The 16,283-nt window shown below is 41.2% G+C and carries 21 protein-coding genes and 1 tRNA gene; 8 read left to right on the top strand and 14 right to left on the bottom strand.

Going from position 1 to position 16,283, the window contains the following annotated elements:
- The first annotated feature begins 361 nt into the window (after nt 1-361).
- Complete coding sequence (locus Q3W13_RS06185; protein WP_302862167.1) at nt 362-1,402, top strand: RluA family pseudouridine synthase; 1,041 nt, start codon at nt 362-364, stop codon at nt 1,400-1,402.
- A gap of 82 nt (nt 1,403-1,484) precedes the next feature.
- A complete protein-coding gene (locus tag Q3W13_RS06180) occupies nt 1,485-2,315 on the top strand; it encodes an aminotransferase class IV (RefSeq protein ID WP_302862166.1) in 831 nt (276 codons plus the stop codon).
- A 13-nt stretch (nt 2,316-2,328) separates the two neighbouring features.
- Here Q3W13_RS06180 and Q3W13_RS06175 read toward each other — a convergent pair whose 3' ends face one another.
- The gene (locus Q3W13_RS06175) at nt 2,329-2,598 is read right to left on the bottom strand and encodes a helix-turn-helix domain-containing protein (RefSeq protein ID WP_302862165.1); all 270 of its coding nucleotides are present in this window, start codon (nt 2,596-2,598) and stop codon (nt 2,329-2,331) included.
- 115 nt (nt 2,599-2,713) lie between these two features.
- Complete coding sequence (locus Q3W13_RS06170) at nt 2,714-2,941, bottom strand: hypothetical protein (protein WP_302862164.1); 228 nt, start codon at nt 2,939-2,941, stop codon at nt 2,714-2,716.
- A 200-nt stretch (nt 2,942-3,141) separates the two neighbouring features.
- On the opposite strand from Q3W13_RS06170, the gene rpsF reads away from it, so the two are divergent.
- The 4 genes from rpsF (at nt 3,142) to mtgA (ending at nt 5,131) form a co-directional block, all read left to right on the top strand.
- The gene (gene rpsF, locus Q3W13_RS06165) at nt 3,142-3,507 is read left to right on the top strand and encodes a 30S ribosomal protein S6 (RefSeq protein WP_302862163.1); all 366 of its coding nucleotides are present in this window, start codon (nt 3,142-3,144) and stop codon (nt 3,505-3,507) included.
- A complete protein-coding gene (rpsR, locus tag Q3W13_RS06160; protein ID WP_295672178.1) occupies nt 3,507-3,770 on the top strand; it encodes a 30S ribosomal protein S18 in 264 nt (87 codons plus the stop codon). The genes rpsF and rpsR overlap by 1 nt, the downstream gene beginning before the upstream one ends.
- A gap of 17 nt (nt 3,771-3,787) precedes the next feature.
- A complete protein-coding gene (gene rplI / locus Q3W13_RS06155) occupies nt 3,788-4,231 on the top strand; it encodes a 50S ribosomal protein L9 (protein WP_302862160.1) in 444 nt (147 codons plus the stop codon).
- Nucleotides 4,232-4,369: 138 nt separating this feature from the next.
- Nucleotides 4,370-5,131: a monofunctional biosynthetic peptidoglycan transglycosylase gene (mtgA, locus tag Q3W13_RS06150; RefSeq protein ID WP_302862158.1), complete on the top strand. Its 762-nt coding sequence runs from the start codon at nt 4,370-4,372 to the stop codon at nt 5,129-5,131.
- A gap of 8 nt (nt 5,132-5,139) precedes the next feature.
- On the opposite strand, the gene Q3W13_RS06145 is transcribed toward mtgA, so the two are convergent.
- Genes Q3W13_RS06145 through Q3W13_RS06125 form a run of 5 tightly spaced genes read right to left on the bottom strand, consistent with a single transcriptional unit; the run spans nt 5,140 to nt 7,100 of the window.
- Nucleotides 5,140-5,754, bottom strand: coding sequence for a YdeI family protein (locus tag Q3W13_RS06145; protein WP_302862157.1), 615 nt, complete (start codon nt 5,752-5,754; stop codon nt 5,140-5,142).
- A 21-nt stretch (nt 5,755-5,775) separates the two neighbouring features.
- Nucleotides 5,776-6,063, bottom strand: a complete 288-nt coding sequence (locus Q3W13_RS06140; protein WP_302862155.1) for a YciI family protein — start codon at nt 6,061-6,063, stop codon at nt 5,776-5,778.
- 6 nt (nt 6,064-6,069) lie between these two features.
- The gene (locus tag Q3W13_RS06135; RefSeq protein ID WP_302862154.1) at nt 6,070-6,405 is read right to left on the bottom strand and encodes a type II toxin-antitoxin system RelE/ParE family toxin; all 336 of its coding nucleotides are present in this window, start codon (nt 6,403-6,405) and stop codon (nt 6,070-6,072) included.
- On the bottom strand, nt 6,405-6,596 hold the full coding sequence (locus Q3W13_RS06130; protein WP_302862152.1) for a hypothetical protein: 192 nt from the start codon (nt 6,594-6,596) through the stop codon (nt 6,405-6,407). Before Q3W13_RS06130 ends, Q3W13_RS06135 begins: the two co-directional genes overlap by 1 nt.
- Before the next feature lie 18 nt (nt 6,597-6,614).
- Nucleotides 6,615-7,100 (bottom strand): ABC transporter ATPase, encoded by a 486-nt coding sequence (locus Q3W13_RS06125; RefSeq protein ID WP_302862150.1) that lies wholly within the window; start codon nt 7,098-7,100, stop codon nt 6,615-6,617.
- A 139-nt stretch (nt 7,101-7,239) separates the two neighbouring features.
- Here Q3W13_RS06125 and Q3W13_RS06120 point away from each other — a divergent pair, with 139 nt between their 5' ends.
- The gene (locus tag Q3W13_RS06120; protein ID WP_302862149.1) at nt 7,240-7,629 is read left to right on the top strand and encodes a hypothetical protein; all 390 of its coding nucleotides are present in this window, start codon (nt 7,240-7,242) and stop codon (nt 7,627-7,629) included.
- 128 nt (nt 7,630-7,757) lie between these two features.
- Here Q3W13_RS06120 and Q3W13_RS06115 read toward each other — a convergent pair whose 3' ends face one another.
- Together Q3W13_RS06115 and Q3W13_RS06110 are read right to left on the bottom strand one after the other, a co-directional pair.
- Nucleotides 7,758-8,579, bottom strand: coding sequence for a (Fe-S)-binding protein (locus Q3W13_RS06115; RefSeq protein ID WP_302862148.1), 822 nt, complete (start codon nt 8,577-8,579; stop codon nt 7,758-7,760).
- Between the two features lie 45 nt (nt 8,580-8,624).
- Complete coding sequence (locus tag Q3W13_RS06110) at nt 8,625-9,926, bottom strand: (Fe-S)-binding protein (protein WP_302862147.1); 1,302 nt, start codon at nt 9,924-9,926, stop codon at nt 8,625-8,627.
- Nucleotides 9,927-10,153: 227 nt separating this feature from the next.
- Here Q3W13_RS06110 and Q3W13_RS06105 point away from each other — a divergent pair.
- Nucleotides 10,154-10,226, top strand: a tRNA-Phe gene (locus Q3W13_RS06105).
- Between the two features lie 166 nt (nt 10,227-10,392).
- Here the strand turns inward: Q3W13_RS06105 and Q3W13_RS06100 are convergent.
- From Q3W13_RS06100 to Q3W13_RS06080, 5 genes are all read right to left on the bottom strand, one after another.
- Nucleotides 10,393-12,714: a restriction endonuclease gene (locus Q3W13_RS06100; protein WP_302862145.1), complete on the bottom strand. Its 2,322-nt coding sequence runs from the start codon at nt 12,712-12,714 to the stop codon at nt 10,393-10,395.
- Nucleotides 12,715-12,991: 277 nt separating this feature from the next.
- Entirely contained in the window at nt 12,992-13,477 is a 486-nt protein-coding gene (locus Q3W13_RS06095; RefSeq protein WP_302862143.1) for a hypothetical protein, read from the bottom strand.
- Nucleotides 13,478-13,735: 258 nt separating this feature from the next.
- A complete protein-coding gene (locus tag Q3W13_RS06090; protein ID WP_302862141.1) occupies nt 13,736-14,266 on the bottom strand; it encodes an Imm27 family immunity protein in 531 nt (176 codons plus the stop codon).
- A 215-nt stretch (nt 14,267-14,481) separates the two neighbouring features.
- Complete coding sequence (locus Q3W13_RS06085) at nt 14,482-15,744, bottom strand: tetratricopeptide repeat protein (RefSeq protein WP_302862140.1); 1,263 nt, start codon at nt 15,742-15,744, stop codon at nt 14,482-14,484.
- Between the two features lie 258 nt (nt 15,745-16,002).
- Nucleotides 16,003-16,224, bottom strand: coding sequence for a hypothetical protein (locus Q3W13_RS06080; protein ID WP_302862138.1), 222 nt, complete (start codon nt 16,222-16,224; stop codon nt 16,003-16,005).
- Between the last annotated feature and the right edge of the window lie 59 nt (nt 16,225-16,283).

Below are 16,283 nucleotides of genomic sequence, written 5' to 3'. Positions count from 1 at the left end.
TCCGGGCGTTTCCGTGTAAAATGCAACGCATTTTGCAGGTTTTAGCACACCGGTCCAGGCATTTCGGCATGTCAAACCGCAGGGGTTTACAGGTGTAAACCCCTCGTGTATTATAAAACATTGACTATCAATTAATTATTTGAAAACCAATTTGCAAAGTGTAAACCCTGCAAAGAACAGATGTAACGTCTTCTTGTTATTTGAAATATTAGTCAAAACAAAACACTCTGATTATTAAATATTTACAAAATATCAAAAATGAAATAAATTGATAGTCAGCGTGTTTCACAGTGTTCGGGGTGTTCCGTGTGCAAAAAAACCGAACACTAAACATTATATAAAAACGAGTATTTTTGCCGCGATGATTGAAGAAACCGGTTTAATTGAGCAGGAAGAACAGGACCTTTACGAGCACCTGCGTGTGGTGGTAGATAAGGGCCAATCGCTGCTGCGCATTGATAAGTTTCTGATGCACCGGATTGAAAATGCGTCGCGCAACCGCATTCAAAACGCCATTGAACTTGGGAATGTGCTGGTTAACGAAAAAGCGATTAAACCGAGCTATAAGGTAAAGCCCCAGGATGTTATTTCGATCGTATTGCCGCATCCGCCGCGTGATACCGAAGTTTATCCCGAAAATTTACCGCTGGATATTGTTTATGAAGATGATGATGTGCTGATTGTAAATAAGGCAGCAGGTATGGTGGTACATCCGGGCTATAACAATTATACCGGCACGTTGGTAAATGCGCTCGTTTACCACTTTCAGCAGCTGCCAACTTTGCCCGGTAACGATGGCCGCCCCGGGTTAGTACACCGCATAGACAAGGACACCTCTGGACTGCTCCTCATCAGCAAAAACGAGAGAGCCATGACCTGGCTGGCACGGCAGTTTTTTGAACATACCATCGCCCGTAAATATATAGCCCTGGTTTGGGGTGATTTACCCGAAGACGGCACAGTAACAGGGTACATTGGCCGCAGCATTGCCGACAGGCGCGTAATGTCGGTTTATGACGATCCTGAAAAAGGCAAGTGGTCAGTAACACACTACAAGGTTTTAGAGCGGATGGACTACGTTACGCTGATTGAGTGTCAGCTGGAAACGGGCCGCACACACCAGATACGCGCACACATGAAACACATTGGCCATCCGCTATTTAACGATGCCATGTACGGCGGTGATAAAATTGTAAAAGGAACGGTGTTCAGCAAATACAAGCAATTTGTAGAGAACTGCTTTGAACTGCTGCCAAGGCAGGCCCTGCATGCACAGTCATTGGGATTTTTACATCCTACCCTGAAAAAGCGATTATACTTTGAAGCCCCGCTCCCTCCGGATTTCGAGGCTGCATTAGAGAAATGGAGAAAGTACGGACAGCGATTAGAGACCAGCGATTAACGGTTAATTAAAAACCGGAAATATGAATATTTTAATAAAGCATTTAACAAATCTCTAATCACCGATCAACTAGCATCTAACCATGGTCTTCATCAATTTTAACGGCGAAATCCTTCCTGCTGACACCAAACTGGTTGCATTGAATAACCGTGCATTTAAATATGGAGATGGTTTGTTTGAGACAATGCGCCTGATGAAGGGACAGCTTAAATTCCCCGAACTGCATGCCGGGCGTTTGCAGAAAGGAATGAAAGCGCTGAAAATTGAAGGCTATTCGCAGATGGACGCCTGGTTTTTGAAGGAAAAGACCGCCGACCTTGCGCGCAGGAATAAAGTAAAACACGGCCGGCTGCGGCTAACCATATACCGCGATTCGGGAGGGTTGTACACGCCTGCCCAAAATAAAATGGGCTGGTGCCTGGAGTTGCACCCGATGGATGAGCCGCGCTACTTCCTGAACGAAAAAGGCCTGATCATGGATCTGTATACCGAAATACCCAAGCCCACAAATTACCTCTCGAATATCAAAACCTGCAACTCATTAATTTATATAATGGCAGGTATTTACAAAACGCAGAACAAGCTTGATGACGTTTTCCTGCTGAACCAGCACGGCAATTTGTGCGAGGCAAGCAGTTCCAATATATTTATATCCTACAAAAAACATTTATATACACCAGCCTTGAGCGAAGGCTGTGTTGAAGGCGTTATGCGGCAGGTAATCATCGATATAGCCAAACGTAATGACATATCGCTAACCGAGGCACAAATTAGTCCCGACATATTATATGAGGCCGACGAAGTTTTTCTATCCAATGCCGCACGCGGTATCCAAAGCGTTATCGGGTTTGGCGTAAGACGGTATTTTAACGAGATGTGTAAAATACTGTCAGAGGAACTGAATAAGCTGTAATTGAAACGGCGCGTTATTTCCGGTCGCTGCCGGTAAGTTTTAACTGGATGACATTTTCGCTGTCATGGCATACTAAATCAACCAGGTCAATCTCCAGTATTTCGGCAATCTCTACCAACCGGTTCAGTGTTATGCTGCTGTAGCCTAATTCTATTTTGCTGTAAGCGTTTTGTGAAATTTTGAGTTTGGCCGCCAGATAGTCTTGTGTGTAGTTTCTATATTCCCTGATTTTACGAATATTCGTGACAATTTCTTTAGTTTTTGAATCGCTAGTCGACTTCATATACAATTGTTCTGGATTTCTAATCTTATATAAACGAAGTAGAGTTTCCGGCAGATTTCAAAAATTAAAAATAAATTATAATAATATCTTTTTCACTAAATTAATTAATAAAAACTCAGATGTCTTCTTCAGGCAGATGGTCATCATTGTCTTCATCATAAATATCTTCCTCAACTATAATATCATGCAGGTCATCCCTGTCAGCGGCCATATCATCAAACGACTCATCCTCCTCATCTTCCCAGTCGCCTTCCGCGCCATCGTCTTCGGTTGAATATCCGGCGTAGGTATCATCTCCGCTAATAGTTATTATTCTTTCTTTCTCATTTTCAGTGTATAACATAAAAATATGGTTTTAGTTTATTAACAATTTCTCCTATGCAAACGGCGTGCCTTTTTGTAATCGAAGTCGGCAGATATCCAACAACTTCAGTCTGCCGGCGGAATAAAAATAGCGATGCAAATGGTTTGAAAATACAAAAAATATATCTACATTTGCAGCCCCGTATTAGCGGGTAATATATTTAAAATCAAAGTATAACAATGCAACAGTACGAAATTGTGATCGTTCTAACCCCGTTGTTATCAGTAGATGCTGCTAATGAGGCTAACGCCAAGTTCAGCAAAATTTTAACTGATAACGGAGCCGAAATTATCCAGGAAGATAATTGGGGTTTGAAGAAATTAGCGTACCCTATTCAGAAAAAAACTACAGGGTACTATCACTTAACTGAATTTAAGGCTCCGGGTGAATTAATTAATAAATTGGAGATTGAGCTGCGCCGCGACGAGCGCGTACTACGTTTCCTTACCATTGCCTTAGATAAGCACGCTGTTGCTTACAATGAGAAAAAACGCAGTGGTGCTTTCAACAAAAAACCAGCTAAAGCAGAGGAGGCAGCACAGTAATGGCAAACGAACAAATTAAATACGTTACCGCCCCTAAAGTAGAGGACACACGTAAAAAATACTGCCGTTTTAAAAAGAATGGCATTAAGTACATCGACTACAAAGACGCTAACTTTTTATTAAAGTTTGTTAACGACCAGGGTAAAGTATTACCCCGCCGCTTAACCGGAACTTCATTAAAATTTCAGCGCAAAGTGGCCCAGGCTGTTAAGCGTGCTCGCCACATCGGTTTACTGCCTTATGTTACAGATTCGTTAAAATAATCAGGAGGTAAATAGAAATGGAAGTTATTTTAAAACAAGACGTTAAACACCTCGGTGATAAAGACGATATCGTAAAGGTAAAGCCAGGCTATGGCCGTAACTACCTTATCCCTAAAGGTTATGCCATACAGGCTACTGAAAGCGCACGTAAAGTGTTGGCCGAAAACCTTAAGCAAGCGCAGTTTAAGCAGGAAAAAATCCGCAAGGATGCTGATGCTATTGCCGCTAAACTTGAAGGCGTTAAGCTTACTATCGGTGCTAAAGCCGGCGAAACAGGTAAAATTTTCGGCGCCATCAACACCATCCAGGTTGCTGATGCATTGAAGAAAGAAGGCTTTGAAGTTGACCGCCGCCGCATTACTTTTGAAACTGAACCAAAATTTTTGGGCGAGTATGTTGCTAACATCAACTTGCACAAAGAAGTTAAAGTTCAGGTTCCGTTTGAAGTAGTAGCAGAGTAAATTAATTCCGGATTTCGGAATTTTGATTTCGGAAGGCAAAATAAACAAGGTGTTGGGTGAAAGCTCGACGCCTTTTTTGTTGCGAAACATTTGGTGTAGTCACTCTCAAATCTGTAAAATCCTCATTATTTTTAAAACATGAAAGTAACCGGCGGCAAAAAGCCTGTACATGCTAATAAAACTGCGAGCGGCAAACACAAGGGCATTTTCCGGAGCGGCTGGATTAAATTGGTTTTGCGAATTATAAAACTGTTGTTCATCGCTTTTGTTGCAGGCAGTCTTTTCTTTGTCATCCTTTTCCGTTTTGTTAACCCGCCAATAACCTGGTTGATGATTCAGCGGGGTTTTGAGCGTAAAGCCGCCGGGAAAGAATGGAAAATAGATAAAGAGTGGAAAAGCTTTGATGAGATATCACCATCGATGATGCGTGCTGCGGTAGCTGCCGAAGACCAAACCTTCTTAGAAAACCACGGCTTTGATTTTGCAGCTATCGAAAAGGCTATCAAAAAAAATGCAAGCAGCAAAAAGCTGATCGGCGGCAGTACCATCTCGCAGCAGACCGCAAAAAATGTCTTCCTGTGGCCGGGCAGGTCGATTATCAGGAAAGGTTTTGAAGCCTGGTTTACGCTGCTAATGGAGATATTCTGGAGCAAAAAGCGAATTATGGAAGTCTATCTGAACGTTATAGAGATGGGCGACGGCATTTACGGTATCGAGGCAGCATCTCAGGCTTATTTTCATAAACCGGCATCCCGGCTCACTAATCACGAAGCTGCGGCAATTGCGGTGATATTCCCCAGCCCGCTGAAATGGTCGGCAACAAAACCGACAAGATATTTAAGACACCGGCAGTACTTAATCATGAAGAATATGCGGCGGCTGGGACCACTGGAATTTTAGGCCCGACACTATTTTTGATACTTCCAGTTTCTGGATTTGCCCTCGCTAATCCACTCCAGCGCCTGCTCCATACGCTTTTGCCGGGTGGCTTCACTCTTGGCATCAGCAAACCATTCCAGGTACTCCCGTTTTTTTGAGGGTGCGAAATTTTCAAAATGCCCCACAGCGGTGGCATTGGCGCTCAGTAATCCTTTAAAATCATCCGGCATTGGCAGTTCAGGTTTTGAAGCTGTGGCAGGCTTTTTAGGCTCTTTTACTCCACTTTCATTCAAGGCTATCAGCTGGTGTATGAAATCAACAATAGCTTCATCCGGCGGAAGATCTTCCATCTTTTCGATCCGGCCAAAGCTTCCCGCGGCCGCTTCATCATCGCCGCCCTTCAAATAAGAGTTTGGGTCGTTTAACCGGGACGATTTCCAAAAGCCAAAACCTAAATGCTGCTTAAAGGATGCCATCATAGCAACAGGGCCCTTGTATTCAAAAAAAGGCATGCTCCATTTCATGGTTTCCGTGATCAGCGGAGAGGCGCCATGAATTACCTGTCTGATGTGTTTTAAGATTGGCTGTGCAAAGGGGGCGGCTTTATCTATATAAGCATCTACCCTATCGTCATATTGTTGCATAGCTAAAGATAGCCACAAAAATTAACTCAGCAAATCTTTCAGGTCAGGATGATATTGGGACGTTAAAAACTCTGTGATGTCGAATTGGGCGAGCCGGTTGGTGTAAAAGGGGTCTTCTTTAATAATTTGCTCAATGGTTTCTTTACTATCTGCCAAAGCCAAAATGATTCCACCTGTACGCGGGACTTTACGCCCCGATGCTATAAAAATATTCTTATCGTAATACTTATGCAGATATTTTACATGATCGGCCATATGCTGGTCGAGTTCTTCGAGGGGAACTATATAAGTAAGATTGATAATGAACATTTTGGATTAAAGTATATCCTGCATTGATTTTAATAAGCGGGGTTTGTCGATACTACTCTCTTCACTTTTGTCATAAACCGTCAGCATATTTATGACGATGTCGTTGTTTGCTTCGGAAACTAAATAGGTTATCACCCTATAACCTCCCCTTTTTCCCTTTCCTTTGCTTTTTACAGCAAGTCTCACTTTATATAACCCTGCGCCTAAATTGTCTCCTTGCTTAGGATTGGCGATCAGGCTTTGCTCGAGCGCCTCCAAATCGACTTTAAATGAGAGGTGTTTTTTATTAAGGTCTTTAGCTTTGCGAATAAAATGGGAAGAATAGATGACGCGGTTAGCCATTATATATCGTTAAGAGTCAGTGGCTTGATTTTGCCCTCTCTCATTAACTTTACTTCTTCCAAAGCTTCAATTATCTCAGACGTCAAATCACCTTTTTGGGGCAATTTAATAACCTTTGCCTTAAATTTCTTTAAGATGGTTAGCACCATCTCGGCATCACTGTCATTTACTTGTACGGTGAACGTTGTCATAATCAAATTTAGCTAATTCTATGCAGTTATCAAATTACCAAACAATTGGTTGTGCCAGCTATCCTTAAAAGGCACCTCCCACTTGCTGTTTAGCTCGGTCAGGTTTTGCACCAGGTTATTAAACACGATGGTATTTGAGCCGATAGCGCCTTGTTTCAGCAATTCTTCAAATGTGTGACGCGGGGCTGAAAGCACTTCATCATTTTTACGATAGGCAAGATTAAAGCGGTCGAACAGGTTGATGTTAAACTTTGCTTCCAACTGGTGCATAAAGTGTACCGACTTATCAATAGAGCACCCGCTGGCCCCTGCCTGGCTCTCATCTACAAACAGGATAAAAAAACGGTTGTATCGTATCTCGCCTTTGGCCTTCAGCTGGCTGCTGTGGGCGGTCCAGCCGGTAGTAAAGTTATCCAGCAGGATTTTCGCCTGCAATACTTCGTCATTGGTAAGCTCACGGTCGGCCTGGTAAACCCAGACCCTTGAATTTTCAGAAAATTGCATACACAAAATTAGTTAATTTCTTAACTTCGGGTTTATTTTGTTGTCACGTTAACATCAGTTCTTTCCAGGGATGAAGAAAAATAGCATACTTTTCGTTATTCTGTTCTGTGCCGTTATCAGCTTTTGTTTTAAACGCAGCATGACCGAACAAGATTGGCTGCTGTGGACCAATAAATGCCTGATGCAATCATACAACACAGAGGCAGACGCCAAACTAAGGAAATTTGAATTTTCTGTAACTGCAGATGCCTTTGTGCGCCTGCGGAAAACCTATGCCAAAGGCAAAGAAGAGTATTATTCATTCAACCTGCACCAGCTTGGCGATATGGATTATTACGGCAATACTGCAAGCGGCACTCTTCTCTTAAAAACCCTTGCCGACGATATTATCGTACAAACACGTAACGATCGCAAAGGAGATATAGACTCGATGTCCACAGTGCTTAATGTACCCGTAAAAAACATGGAGCCGGAGCGGCTGGACAGTCTGAGGGAAGCTTTTAATTATTTGAAGGGAAAGGGATTGTAATTAAATTTCCACTATTTTGTTATTGCTAAGAGGAATGACGAAGCAACCTCGTCGCCACATCAAACGGACTATGCATAGCGACGAGGTTGCCACGCTGCGCTCGCAATGACAAAGTTCTTAACACTCATTTACAGCCTGTTAGCCCTTACAGTAATCTCTGCAATATCCAATACCTGAATCTCCTGCTCCTTTTCCGAATGTTTAACACCATCTCGAAGCATGGTCATGCAAAACGGACAAGCGGCAGCCACCACGGTAGCTTTACTTTCCAGAATATCACTCATCCGTTCGATGTTGATGTCCTTATTACCCTTCTCGGGCTCTTTAAACATTTGTGCACCACCGGCGCCACAGCATAGTCCGTTGCTTTTGCAGCGTTTCAGCTCAACCAAATCGGCATCTAAAACCTCAAGGGCTTTGCGTGGGGCTTCGTAAACGTTATTACCGCGACCAAGATAGCAAGGGTCGTGATAGGTAATTTTCTTCCCTTTAAAGCTTTCGCCCCCTTCGGCTTTCAGTTTACCTTCATCAATTAGCTGCTGTATCAGCTGCGAGTGGTGTATTACCTCGTAATTGCCGCCAAGGCCGGGATATTCGTTCTTAATCGTATTAAAACAATGCGGACAGCCGGTCACTATCTTTTTAACTTCATAGGCGTCCAGCACTTGTATGTTGGTCATTGCCTGCATCTGGAACAGGAATTCGTTGCCGGCGCGTTTGGCAGGGTCGCCGGTGCAGCTTTCCTCGGTACCTAAAACAGCAAAACTTATCCCAACGTGGTTCAATATTTTGCAGATATCGCGGGTTATCCGCTGTGCACGTTCATCAAAACTACCGGCACAACCAACCCAGAACAATATTTCGGGCTTTTTACCTTCGGCAGCCATTTCGGCCATGGTTCTGATTTTGGGTGCCGGATTTTCTATTCCGGAATTATTTAAAGTTTCCATTCCTTGTTTGTCTTTTAAAACTGCCAGCCGGTTACTGTTAACCGCCTACTCGTTTCCCGCCCAATTAAATCTGTCTGCCGGGCTATATTTCCATGGCGCGCCGTTATTCTCCACGTTGCCAAACATATTGTTCAGGCTGGCCGGGGCCTGCGATTCTTCCATTACAATATAGCGTCGCATTTCGGTTATAATCTCCAGCGGGTTAATATTTACGGGACAGGCTTCCACGCAGGCATTGCAGCTGGTGCAGGCCCAAAGCTCCTCACGGGTAATATAATTATCAAGAAGAGATTTTCCGTCAGTAAAATCTTTGCCATTCCTGTCGATATTTTTACCTATCTCTGTTATCCTGTCGCGGGTATCCATCATGATCTTGCGCGGCGACAAAAGCTTGCCGGTAATATTTGCCGGGCAAACAGAAGTACACCTGCCGCACTCGGTACAAGTGTATGCTTCCATCAGATTTTTCCACGTCAGGTCGGTAGCGTCCTTTACGCCGAAACGCTGGGGCTCGCCGGAAGTTTCAGGAACAAAAGATGGATCGAGCATGGCTTTGACCTCGCCGGTCACCGAAGCCATATTGGTGAATTCTCCCTTAGGGTGAAGGTTTGAATAATAAGTGTTTGGAAAAGCCAGCAGGATATGAAAATGCTTTGAATACGGCAGGTAATTTAAAAACGCCAGTATGCCGATGATATGGAACCACCAGCATCCCCGCTCGATTATTTCGAGGCTGTGAGCGTGATCCGGCAGCAAGGGCGCAATCAGAGAACTCACCGGGAAACTGCCCGCTTTTATATAGTGACCGAAATTTAAAGCCTGCAATTTATAGTCCGCGGCGTTCATGGTGAGAAATGCGGTCATCAGCAATATCTCTATGATGAGGATATAGTTTGCGTCGGATTTTGGCCATTCCGTCATCTCCGTGCCGCTAAAGCGTTTCAACCGGATGATATTTCGCCGGCAAAGGAATACGATACAGGCGATTAGCACCAGCACAGCAAGCCCCTCAAAGCCACCGATAAGCAGGTTGTATAAGCCGCCCAGGGGTTTCGAGAAAATGCGGTGCGAGCCAAAAATACCGTCAATCATTATCTCCAGCACTTCCAGGTTAATAATGATAAAGCCCACATAAATGAAGAAGTGCATTACTGCCGCCAGCGGGCGTTTTACCATTTTAGTTTGGCCCAATGCTATTTTTGCCATCGTTTTCCAGCGCAGGGCCGGATTGTCGGAGCGGTCGGCAGGACGGCCAAGCAGAATATTGCGCCTTACCTTGGCAACATTTTTACTGAATAAATAAATGGCTGCAGCCAGGATGACGATAAACAGTAGTTGTGCAATCATTATGCGTGCATAGTAATTTTGCCAAAGTTATAGTTATTGTTGTAAAGATAAAATGATTTGAGTCCGAAAGTCAGTAAAGTCGAAAAGGCCCGAAGTTGTTTGACCATTTAGAAACATTTTGTATTGCACAACAAATAATTACGCTTTATTTCAGGCACTTACATCTTTTTTGAAAAAAATATAGTCTGAAATAAAAAAAACGCTACATTTGCAATCCCAATCGGGACGGTATCATAGCTCAGTTGGTAGAGCAAAGGACTGAAAATCCTTGTGTCGCTGGTTCGATTCCAGCTGATACCACAAAATATCCCACATGGGATTTAATTTAAAAAAGTTTTTTATAGGCCTCCTGATTATTTCAGGAGGCTTTTTATTTATTATTTGGTGGCTTTGACAAGCGGCATCATTAAATATAGCTCGAATGGCCAGATGGGCCGTCTGCCGGCGCTATAAGGTCATTGGCAAATTATTCTTGTTCAAATAAATCATCGATCATCTTATCCTCACTTGCCCTTTCGGCCATAGCGTCACTGTAATAATCATATTCATCCCCTGCAGCTTCTTCCTCACTTGCAAGGTTATAATCAATTTGCTCCGTCCAATAATTTTCGTCAATAGCTATTCCAAAGTCATAATCAATGTGGGTATAGGGGAAAAGCGTGTTCAGCAAGCTTGACTTTATACTGTCTAATTCATCATAAATCATGTAATTGACATCATCAAAGTCTTTCACTTCCTTACGATTTTGAACTTTTAGGTCGTTTTCTTTTGTACGTAACACAGACCCCACTAAGTGCATCAAATTTTTATTTCCGCTTTTTTCTTCTGAATACTCCTCAAAATCGATCTCGTAATGTGCAAATATTTCGGGAATCTTTTTCGCTTGATTTTCGTCATCGATGCTTTTAATGACCTGGTCGATGATTCGTTTGAAATTTGCGGTGATATAAGCTTGTGTTTCTGGCGCGTCATTCAAGTGGACGAGGAAATAGATGATCCTTTCAACGATGCTGAGCCATGGACTTTCATAACCGATCAGTTGGAAGTGCTTTATTGCAATATTATCAAAATTTACATCTGAACAATATCTACACAGTGTTTCCAATATGATGGCATTTCTTTTATTTTCGGTGAAATCTTTGGTAGTATAAAGGATAGAAAGTTGATTTTTGGCGATCATGTTCCGAATCATCAACTGAAGCTCTTTTTCAAATGGAATTGGAGATTTTTCCGAGTTAAAACGATCTAACTGTTCAATGTATTTTAAACTGGTAACGACGCTTTTCCGTTCTGTGTAAGACTCGGCTAGATAACCGATGAGAAAATCGGCGAGCGAGGGGTTGATAAATTGATAGTGACGAATGGGCGGAGTGGTATCGTGTAAAACCGATGTAATAAAGCCATTCAGCAATATCTTAATTGAATTTTCAAATTGATTGCTTTCGATGATTTGATTGTGTTCGCTCTTTTCATAGGCCAATCGCTTTTCAAACGCAGCGCGTAAGGAAGTTTGATAGCCATTGCCGTCAAAGGTAAATAGTGTCGTCAATAAACATCGATCCAGGTATTCGATTTGGTTATTGAAGGAATAACGCCAGATTTCTTTGGGGTTATTCAAGTTGTTCAAAATATATTGTTGATACGAACTTGGGCTTAAACCTGCAATTCTTGAATGATCTGTTATAAATTCAATAATCCGGGGCGTATAGTTTTTATGGCTGATAATCTTTTTATAAAACTTTTCGTTCAAGATGCTTTCGTATAGAGACTGATCGATCTTTCTAAAATACAAGTGATTGTAAAGTATTTGCGCCTTCTCCAATTTACTGTAATCTGTAAGTTTAATCTCAAATTGCTGATTGGATAGTCTGGATTGGCCAATTTTTTCATACCGTTCGCTGGCCTGATTTAATATGATTGTTCGCGTAGTAAGGATCAAATATTTGTTAGGTGTATTTTTGATACGTTCGACAAAAGAGGTCAGTTGTGTTTCGGTTTTTTGTGCATTGACGATTTCAAAGTAATTCGCGCCTAAGAAATCGTCAAAATAGAACACTTGTTTCTCCTCATCATTGACTGAAATAACATCTTCTGCCTCACGGATATTTTCGATTTTGTAGATATTCATCCCACGCTTTGCCCGTTCGAAAAGAATGATATCGGCAAGCGTTGTTTTTCCTATTCCGGGCTGACCGGTGATCAGTAGTAATTTCTTTTTTTGTAAAGTAGAAAGTGCCTGATCCAGCTTTTTCGTGATCACATAAAACTTAATTTTTTTTTCAATTTGTTGAAGATGGTATTTGGTTCTACCCTCTATCGCATTATATAATACGGCATTTAATACTTCTATACTTGAAAACCATAGCTTAAAATATTTTCTTTCAATTTCCGGATGTTTAATGAGCAACTCGTTCAAATCATCCTGGGAAAATACATCGTTTGCCGTTTGAATGTATGGCTCTAAACCAGCTTTCAGAATATCTTTTTCTTTGACGGAAAGAGCGAGCGACGTGCATACGATATATCGTTGAGGCGATAATTGCGTAATGTTGTCTTTTGTTTCTGGTTTTAGGAGTACGTGTTTGAGCTGGGCAAATCCAGAACCGATATAGTGTTTAGCCTGCACAACAATGTCGTTTTTAAAATTGGCTGTTGATCGTCGCAGATCAATGCCGCCATCTTTTCCGACTTTAAATGCTTGCAAACCGAGTTTGAATTCTGCATTTAATAAATCCCTACATATCTGTTCAAATTCTTTATCGTTTAAAGTTGAAAAATTGTAATTCATGATAAGACTTAATTGCCAATAACAAATTTAGCATTCTGAATCATGTAAATCGGCCAAATAAACCGAGTAATTAGTAGTCATTTGAACCAGTTTCATTTTAAGTCTAAATCTGCCAATCTCTTTAGATCATAGAAGAAATGGTTTGTTATAATTAAAGTCTGCACCACATAAAGACCACGTGGTCAATTTATTCAAAAAAGTTTATTAAGCCTTCAGATTTTCTGAAGGCTTTTTTATTTTGAGGTACAAACTCGTACCAGCTGTATTGCATGATATTTTATTCGTTGGTATATGTTTCTAATGATTTAGAAAATCTAAACGCAAGAAAGTCCTTTTTTTCAATATCAATGTAGTGATCTAATGAGTACTCAACGTCGTTTTTATCCTTTAGATCATATACTGTGGAAGGTCCAGATTTGTCTACCCATTTTTTTATTACGGATAAATCTTTCATTATACGATCGTTCATGTCGCAAACTAAAACTCGCGAGTCTGATAATTTTATTTTGAAATTTTCCTCCTTTTCTTGCATCGAATTTCGATCTAACGCAAATTGAGTATTATTCCGGTCTTTAGCTTTAAATTGTTTAGTTGCCTTAGCCGTGGTAAGCTTAGTAGTTGTAATCACCGTATACCCTTGTTCAGAAATAGCCGATACGGCAGGTTTACTTTCCGTAGTCGCATTCGATTGATTAGTGGGAGGCTCACAACTAAATAAAAGTAGGCTGGCTAATGTCAATAAAAAAAAGTGGTTACATCTCATGTTAGTAAGTGTGATAATAATTTGATAATTGTCTATTGGTAAATTTACATATCTAATTGTAGAAAATTACCAAGAAAGACAATTGAGTTTATTAAGTCGGCAAACAATTTGAACCGTTTTCAATTTAAGTCTAAATCTGCCGATCTTTTCAAATCATGAAAGAAATATTGTGTTCTAATTAAAGTCTGCACCACAAACTTTTGCAAGTAGCTAAACACTTGCGAAAGTTTTTATTTTATAATGATTATAGCGATGTTTCTACGATAAATTAATAAATAAACTTTCTCTTAAGAGCAAACCATATTGTTCACCGTCATCTTGAATAATTCCTTGCGCTATGAACGGCTTATTAACACTCAATAAATTTTCATTCGACTTGTTTTCGAAGAATACGGTCAAGCGCCTTGGGTTACCATTATATGTAACAAGCGTCTCAACATATCTATGTCCGCCATCATTTCCGGTCGATAGAATTTTAAAATCCCGTAATAAAAATTGGGTGAAGTTAGGAGGAGCTGATTCGACAACTCCAATATTTTGAAGAATTGGTGGCCCACCGCCTTGAAATTCGCCTTGCGGATAGGTCAATTCCCAATAACGAGAGTCATTCGGATCAATATAAACAGTTGTCCATCCGTTATCTTTAGAATTAACCTTTATCAATCTATTATTAATTAGCCAATCGATTCTTTTACAATTGTGGTCGCTTGACATTTCTTTGCCATCAAATAGCCAGTTGCCTTTTATTAGTTTATCTTCGGGAGTAAGATCTGTAAGTTGTTCTGACATATATATAAATATACGCACAATATTGAACCAAATATCTTACAAGTCCAAATTCGCTATTCGACGGAAATCAGAGAGGGAGTGGTTTGTTATTTGTGTAGTCTGCACCACAAAAGGCTTTCAGATTAATTCCTGAGGACTTTTGTTTTACCGGCCTGAAGTTTTGTTATTGTTGATGTAAAGGGGCGCTAACCATATAACCGGCCACAGTTCAACCTTTATTTTTGACTATCAATTTCAGGACCGGATACCGGAGCGCTCGGCTCGTTTGCTCCCGGGACAGGCGGCAGATGACGGTGCGCCTGAACAAGCTTTTCATGCATCCAATGTGTCAACCGGTGATGGAGCGGTACCAATACAGAAGCAAGCACCACCAGGATAGCCAATTCAATAATGGGTAAGTGGTTGCTGATAAGTTGTACAAAGGGATGAATAAACAGCGTGATAAATTCGAACGTAAGTAATAGCGAAAGCACACTCAGGAATTCGATCACCCTTCGGTGTATTTTGCTTTTGCTTAACAATAGCACAGCAAAAAACAGTGAAGGAATAAAAATAGCTATCCCTATCAATTGCAGGTTATTTATCCTTTCATCAGCTTCCCGCTGTTTTTCTTCGGCGATTTCTGCCTGGCGGGTGGCTTCATTAAAACTCATAATTTGAATTTGTTTGATCTTTTCCGCATTGAACATGCTGTCTTTTGCAGCAGTAGCTGTTTTAAAGTAAAATAGTTCAAGATGATCATTCTTGCCGCTATATAACTGGGCAAGGGTATTACTGGCGTTATATATGCCAATCGGGTATGCTGATTGCTGTGCTGCCGACAGCGCTTTTTTGGCATAAAAGGTACTTGAGTCCACTTGAGAACTATTTTTATATAATAAAGCGATGCTGTTATAGGTATCGGCTAAATCGCTCCAATTATTATTGGAAATTGCATAAATCGCGCTTAACCGGTAATAATCAAGAGCCAATGCCCTATGGTTCATTTTGTAATAAATATCTCCTAATATGGACAAAGTACTGGGCAGCATCGTATGGTCGGGTAAATTTTGCTGCAGTGTGTAGGCATTCATTTCATAAGTGAGCGCCAGAACGATTTTGTTAAGCTTGCTGTAGCAGTTGCCGATATTAGATAAAACTATGCTCAACCGTTTTTTGTCACGCAGCGATTCGGCGATTGCCTTAGCCTTGAAGTGGTAAGTTAAGGCTTTTATATTTTCATTTTGATCTGAATAGAGGATCCCGATATTATTTAAACAGGCCAATTGCCCTCTCAAATCTTTCCGGGCCTCTCTTATTTTTAATGAGGCAAGCAAACACTGCAAAGCACGGTCATATTTGCCGTTTTTCCATAAAACAACACCCAGCCTGTTGAGGCTAATGGCTTCGGCGGCTTCGTTATGGGCATTTCTTGCTATCGTTAGTGCTTCCTGCGCAAAAATGAACGAGCTGTCGGGATGCGACTGCTGTAATTTCATGCTTTTGTTAATCAGGAATGCAATCCGGGACGAGTCGCCGACACTCTTAACATCAGGCGTTAAAATCGTGACAATCGCTTTGTTAGAGCAGCCCTTCGCGTGTTGAATTGAAAAAATAAGGATAAAGATCAATTGTGCATAACTGAATTGTCGCATAGCTACTTACACAATTATTTTTATTAGAATACATGTTATGTTTTACTGAAAAATCAAAGACAAGATCGTTCAATAATTGTCAGACCAAAATACGCCCGGTAATTAATCTATCGGAGTGTTTTTATCGCGCGTCAGGCCGGTTTTTGTTTGTTCCTCTATAGTTATGTCTATCGGGGTGTTTTTATCGGGCGTCAAGTCCGTCTTTTGTTGTTCCTCTATAGTTGTATCTATCGGGGCGTTTTCATCGGCAGCGGCTTCGGCATCTTCCGGGCCTGAAGCAGCCTGGCTTACATCAGCGTCCATTGGTTTATTTTTATCAATCATAATCCATGAGATTAAATTATTGAATAATTAATAATGCATCTGATCAGCTGTGTAAATAA

This window comes from Mucilaginibacter sp. L3T2-6, assembly GCF_030519355.1.
Taxonomy (GTDB): Bacteria; Bacteroidota; Bacteroidia; order Sphingobacteriales; family Sphingobacteriaceae; genus Mucilaginibacter.
Note: the sequence above shows the minus strand (reverse complement) of the source record. Positions and strands in the feature narration are given on the sequence as shown.

Bases quoted from the DNA above. Each gene is read 5' to 3' on its own strand.
- Q3W13_RS06185 (WP_302862167.1), top strand. From the start codon at position 362: ATGATTGAAGAAACCGGTTTAATTGAGCAGGAAGAACAGGACCTTTAC.
- Q3W13_RS06180 (WP_302862166.1), top strand. From the start codon at position 1,485: ATGGTCTTCATCAATTTTAACGGCGAAATCCTTCCTGCTGACACCAAA.
- Q3W13_RS06175 (WP_302862165.1), bottom strand. From the start codon at position 2,598: ATGAAGTCGACTAGCGATTCAAAAACTAAAGAAATTGTCACGAATATT.
- Q3W13_RS06170 (WP_302862164.1), bottom strand. From the start codon at position 2,941: ATGTTATACACTGAAAATGAGAAAGAAAGAATAATAACTATTAGCGGA.
- rpsF (WP_302862163.1), top strand. From the start codon at position 3,142: ATGCAACAGTACGAAATTGTGATCGTTCTAACCCCGTTGTTATCAGTA.
- rpsR (WP_295672178.1), top strand. From the start codon at position 3,507: ATGGCAAACGAACAAATTAAATACGTTACCGCCCCTAAAGTAGAGGAC.
- rplI (WP_302862160.1), top strand. From the start codon at position 3,788: ATGGAAGTTATTTTAAAACAAGACGTTAAACACCTCGGTGATAAAGAC.
- mtgA (WP_302862158.1), top strand. From the start codon at position 4,370: ATGAAAGTAACCGGCGGCAAAAAGCCTGTACATGCTAATAAAACTGCG.
- Q3W13_RS06145 (WP_302862157.1), bottom strand. From the start codon at position 5,754: ATGCAACAATATGACGATAGGGTAGATGCTTATATAGATAAAGCCGCC.
- Q3W13_RS06140 (WP_302862155.1), bottom strand. From the start codon at position 6,063: ATGTTCATTATCAATCTTACTTATATAGTTCCCCTCGAAGAACTCGAC.
- Q3W13_RS06135 (WP_302862154.1), bottom strand. From the start codon at position 6,405: ATGGCTAACCGCGTCATCTATTCTTCCCATTTTATTCGCAAAGCTAAA.
- Q3W13_RS06130 (WP_302862152.1), bottom strand. From the start codon at position 6,596: ATGACAACGTTCACCGTACAAGTAAATGACAGTGATGCCGAGATGGTG.
- Q3W13_RS06125 (WP_302862150.1), bottom strand. From the start codon at position 7,100: ATGCAATTTTCTGAAAATTCAAGGGTCTGGGTTTACCAGGCCGACCGT.
- Q3W13_RS06120 (WP_302862149.1), top strand. From the start codon at position 7,240: ATGACCGAACAAGATTGGCTGCTGTGGACCAATAAATGCCTGATGCAA.
- Q3W13_RS06115 (WP_302862148.1), bottom strand. From the start codon at position 8,579: ATGGAAACTTTAAATAATTCCGGAATAGAAAATCCGGCACCCAAAATC.
- Q3W13_RS06110 (WP_302862147.1), bottom strand. From the start codon at position 9,926: ATGATTGCACAACTACTGTTTATCGTCATCCTGGCTGCAGCCATTTAT.
- Q3W13_RS06100 (WP_302862145.1), bottom strand. From the start codon at position 12,714: ATGAATTACAATTTTTCAACTTTAAACGATAAAGAATTTGAACAGATA.
- Q3W13_RS06095 (WP_302862143.1), bottom strand. From the start codon at position 13,477: ATGAGATGTAACCACTTTTTTTTATTGACATTAGCCAGCCTACTTTTA.
- Q3W13_RS06090 (WP_302862141.1), bottom strand. From the start codon at position 14,266: ATGTCAGAACAACTTACAGATCTTACTCCCGAAGATAAACTAATAAAA.
- Q3W13_RS06085 (WP_302862140.1), bottom strand. From the start codon at position 15,744: ATGAAATTACAGCAGTCGCATCCCGACAGCTCGTTCATTTTTGCGCAG.
- Q3W13_RS06080 (WP_302862138.1), bottom strand. From the start codon at position 16,224: ATGATTGATAAAAATAAACCAATGGACGCTGATGTAAGCCAGGCTGCT.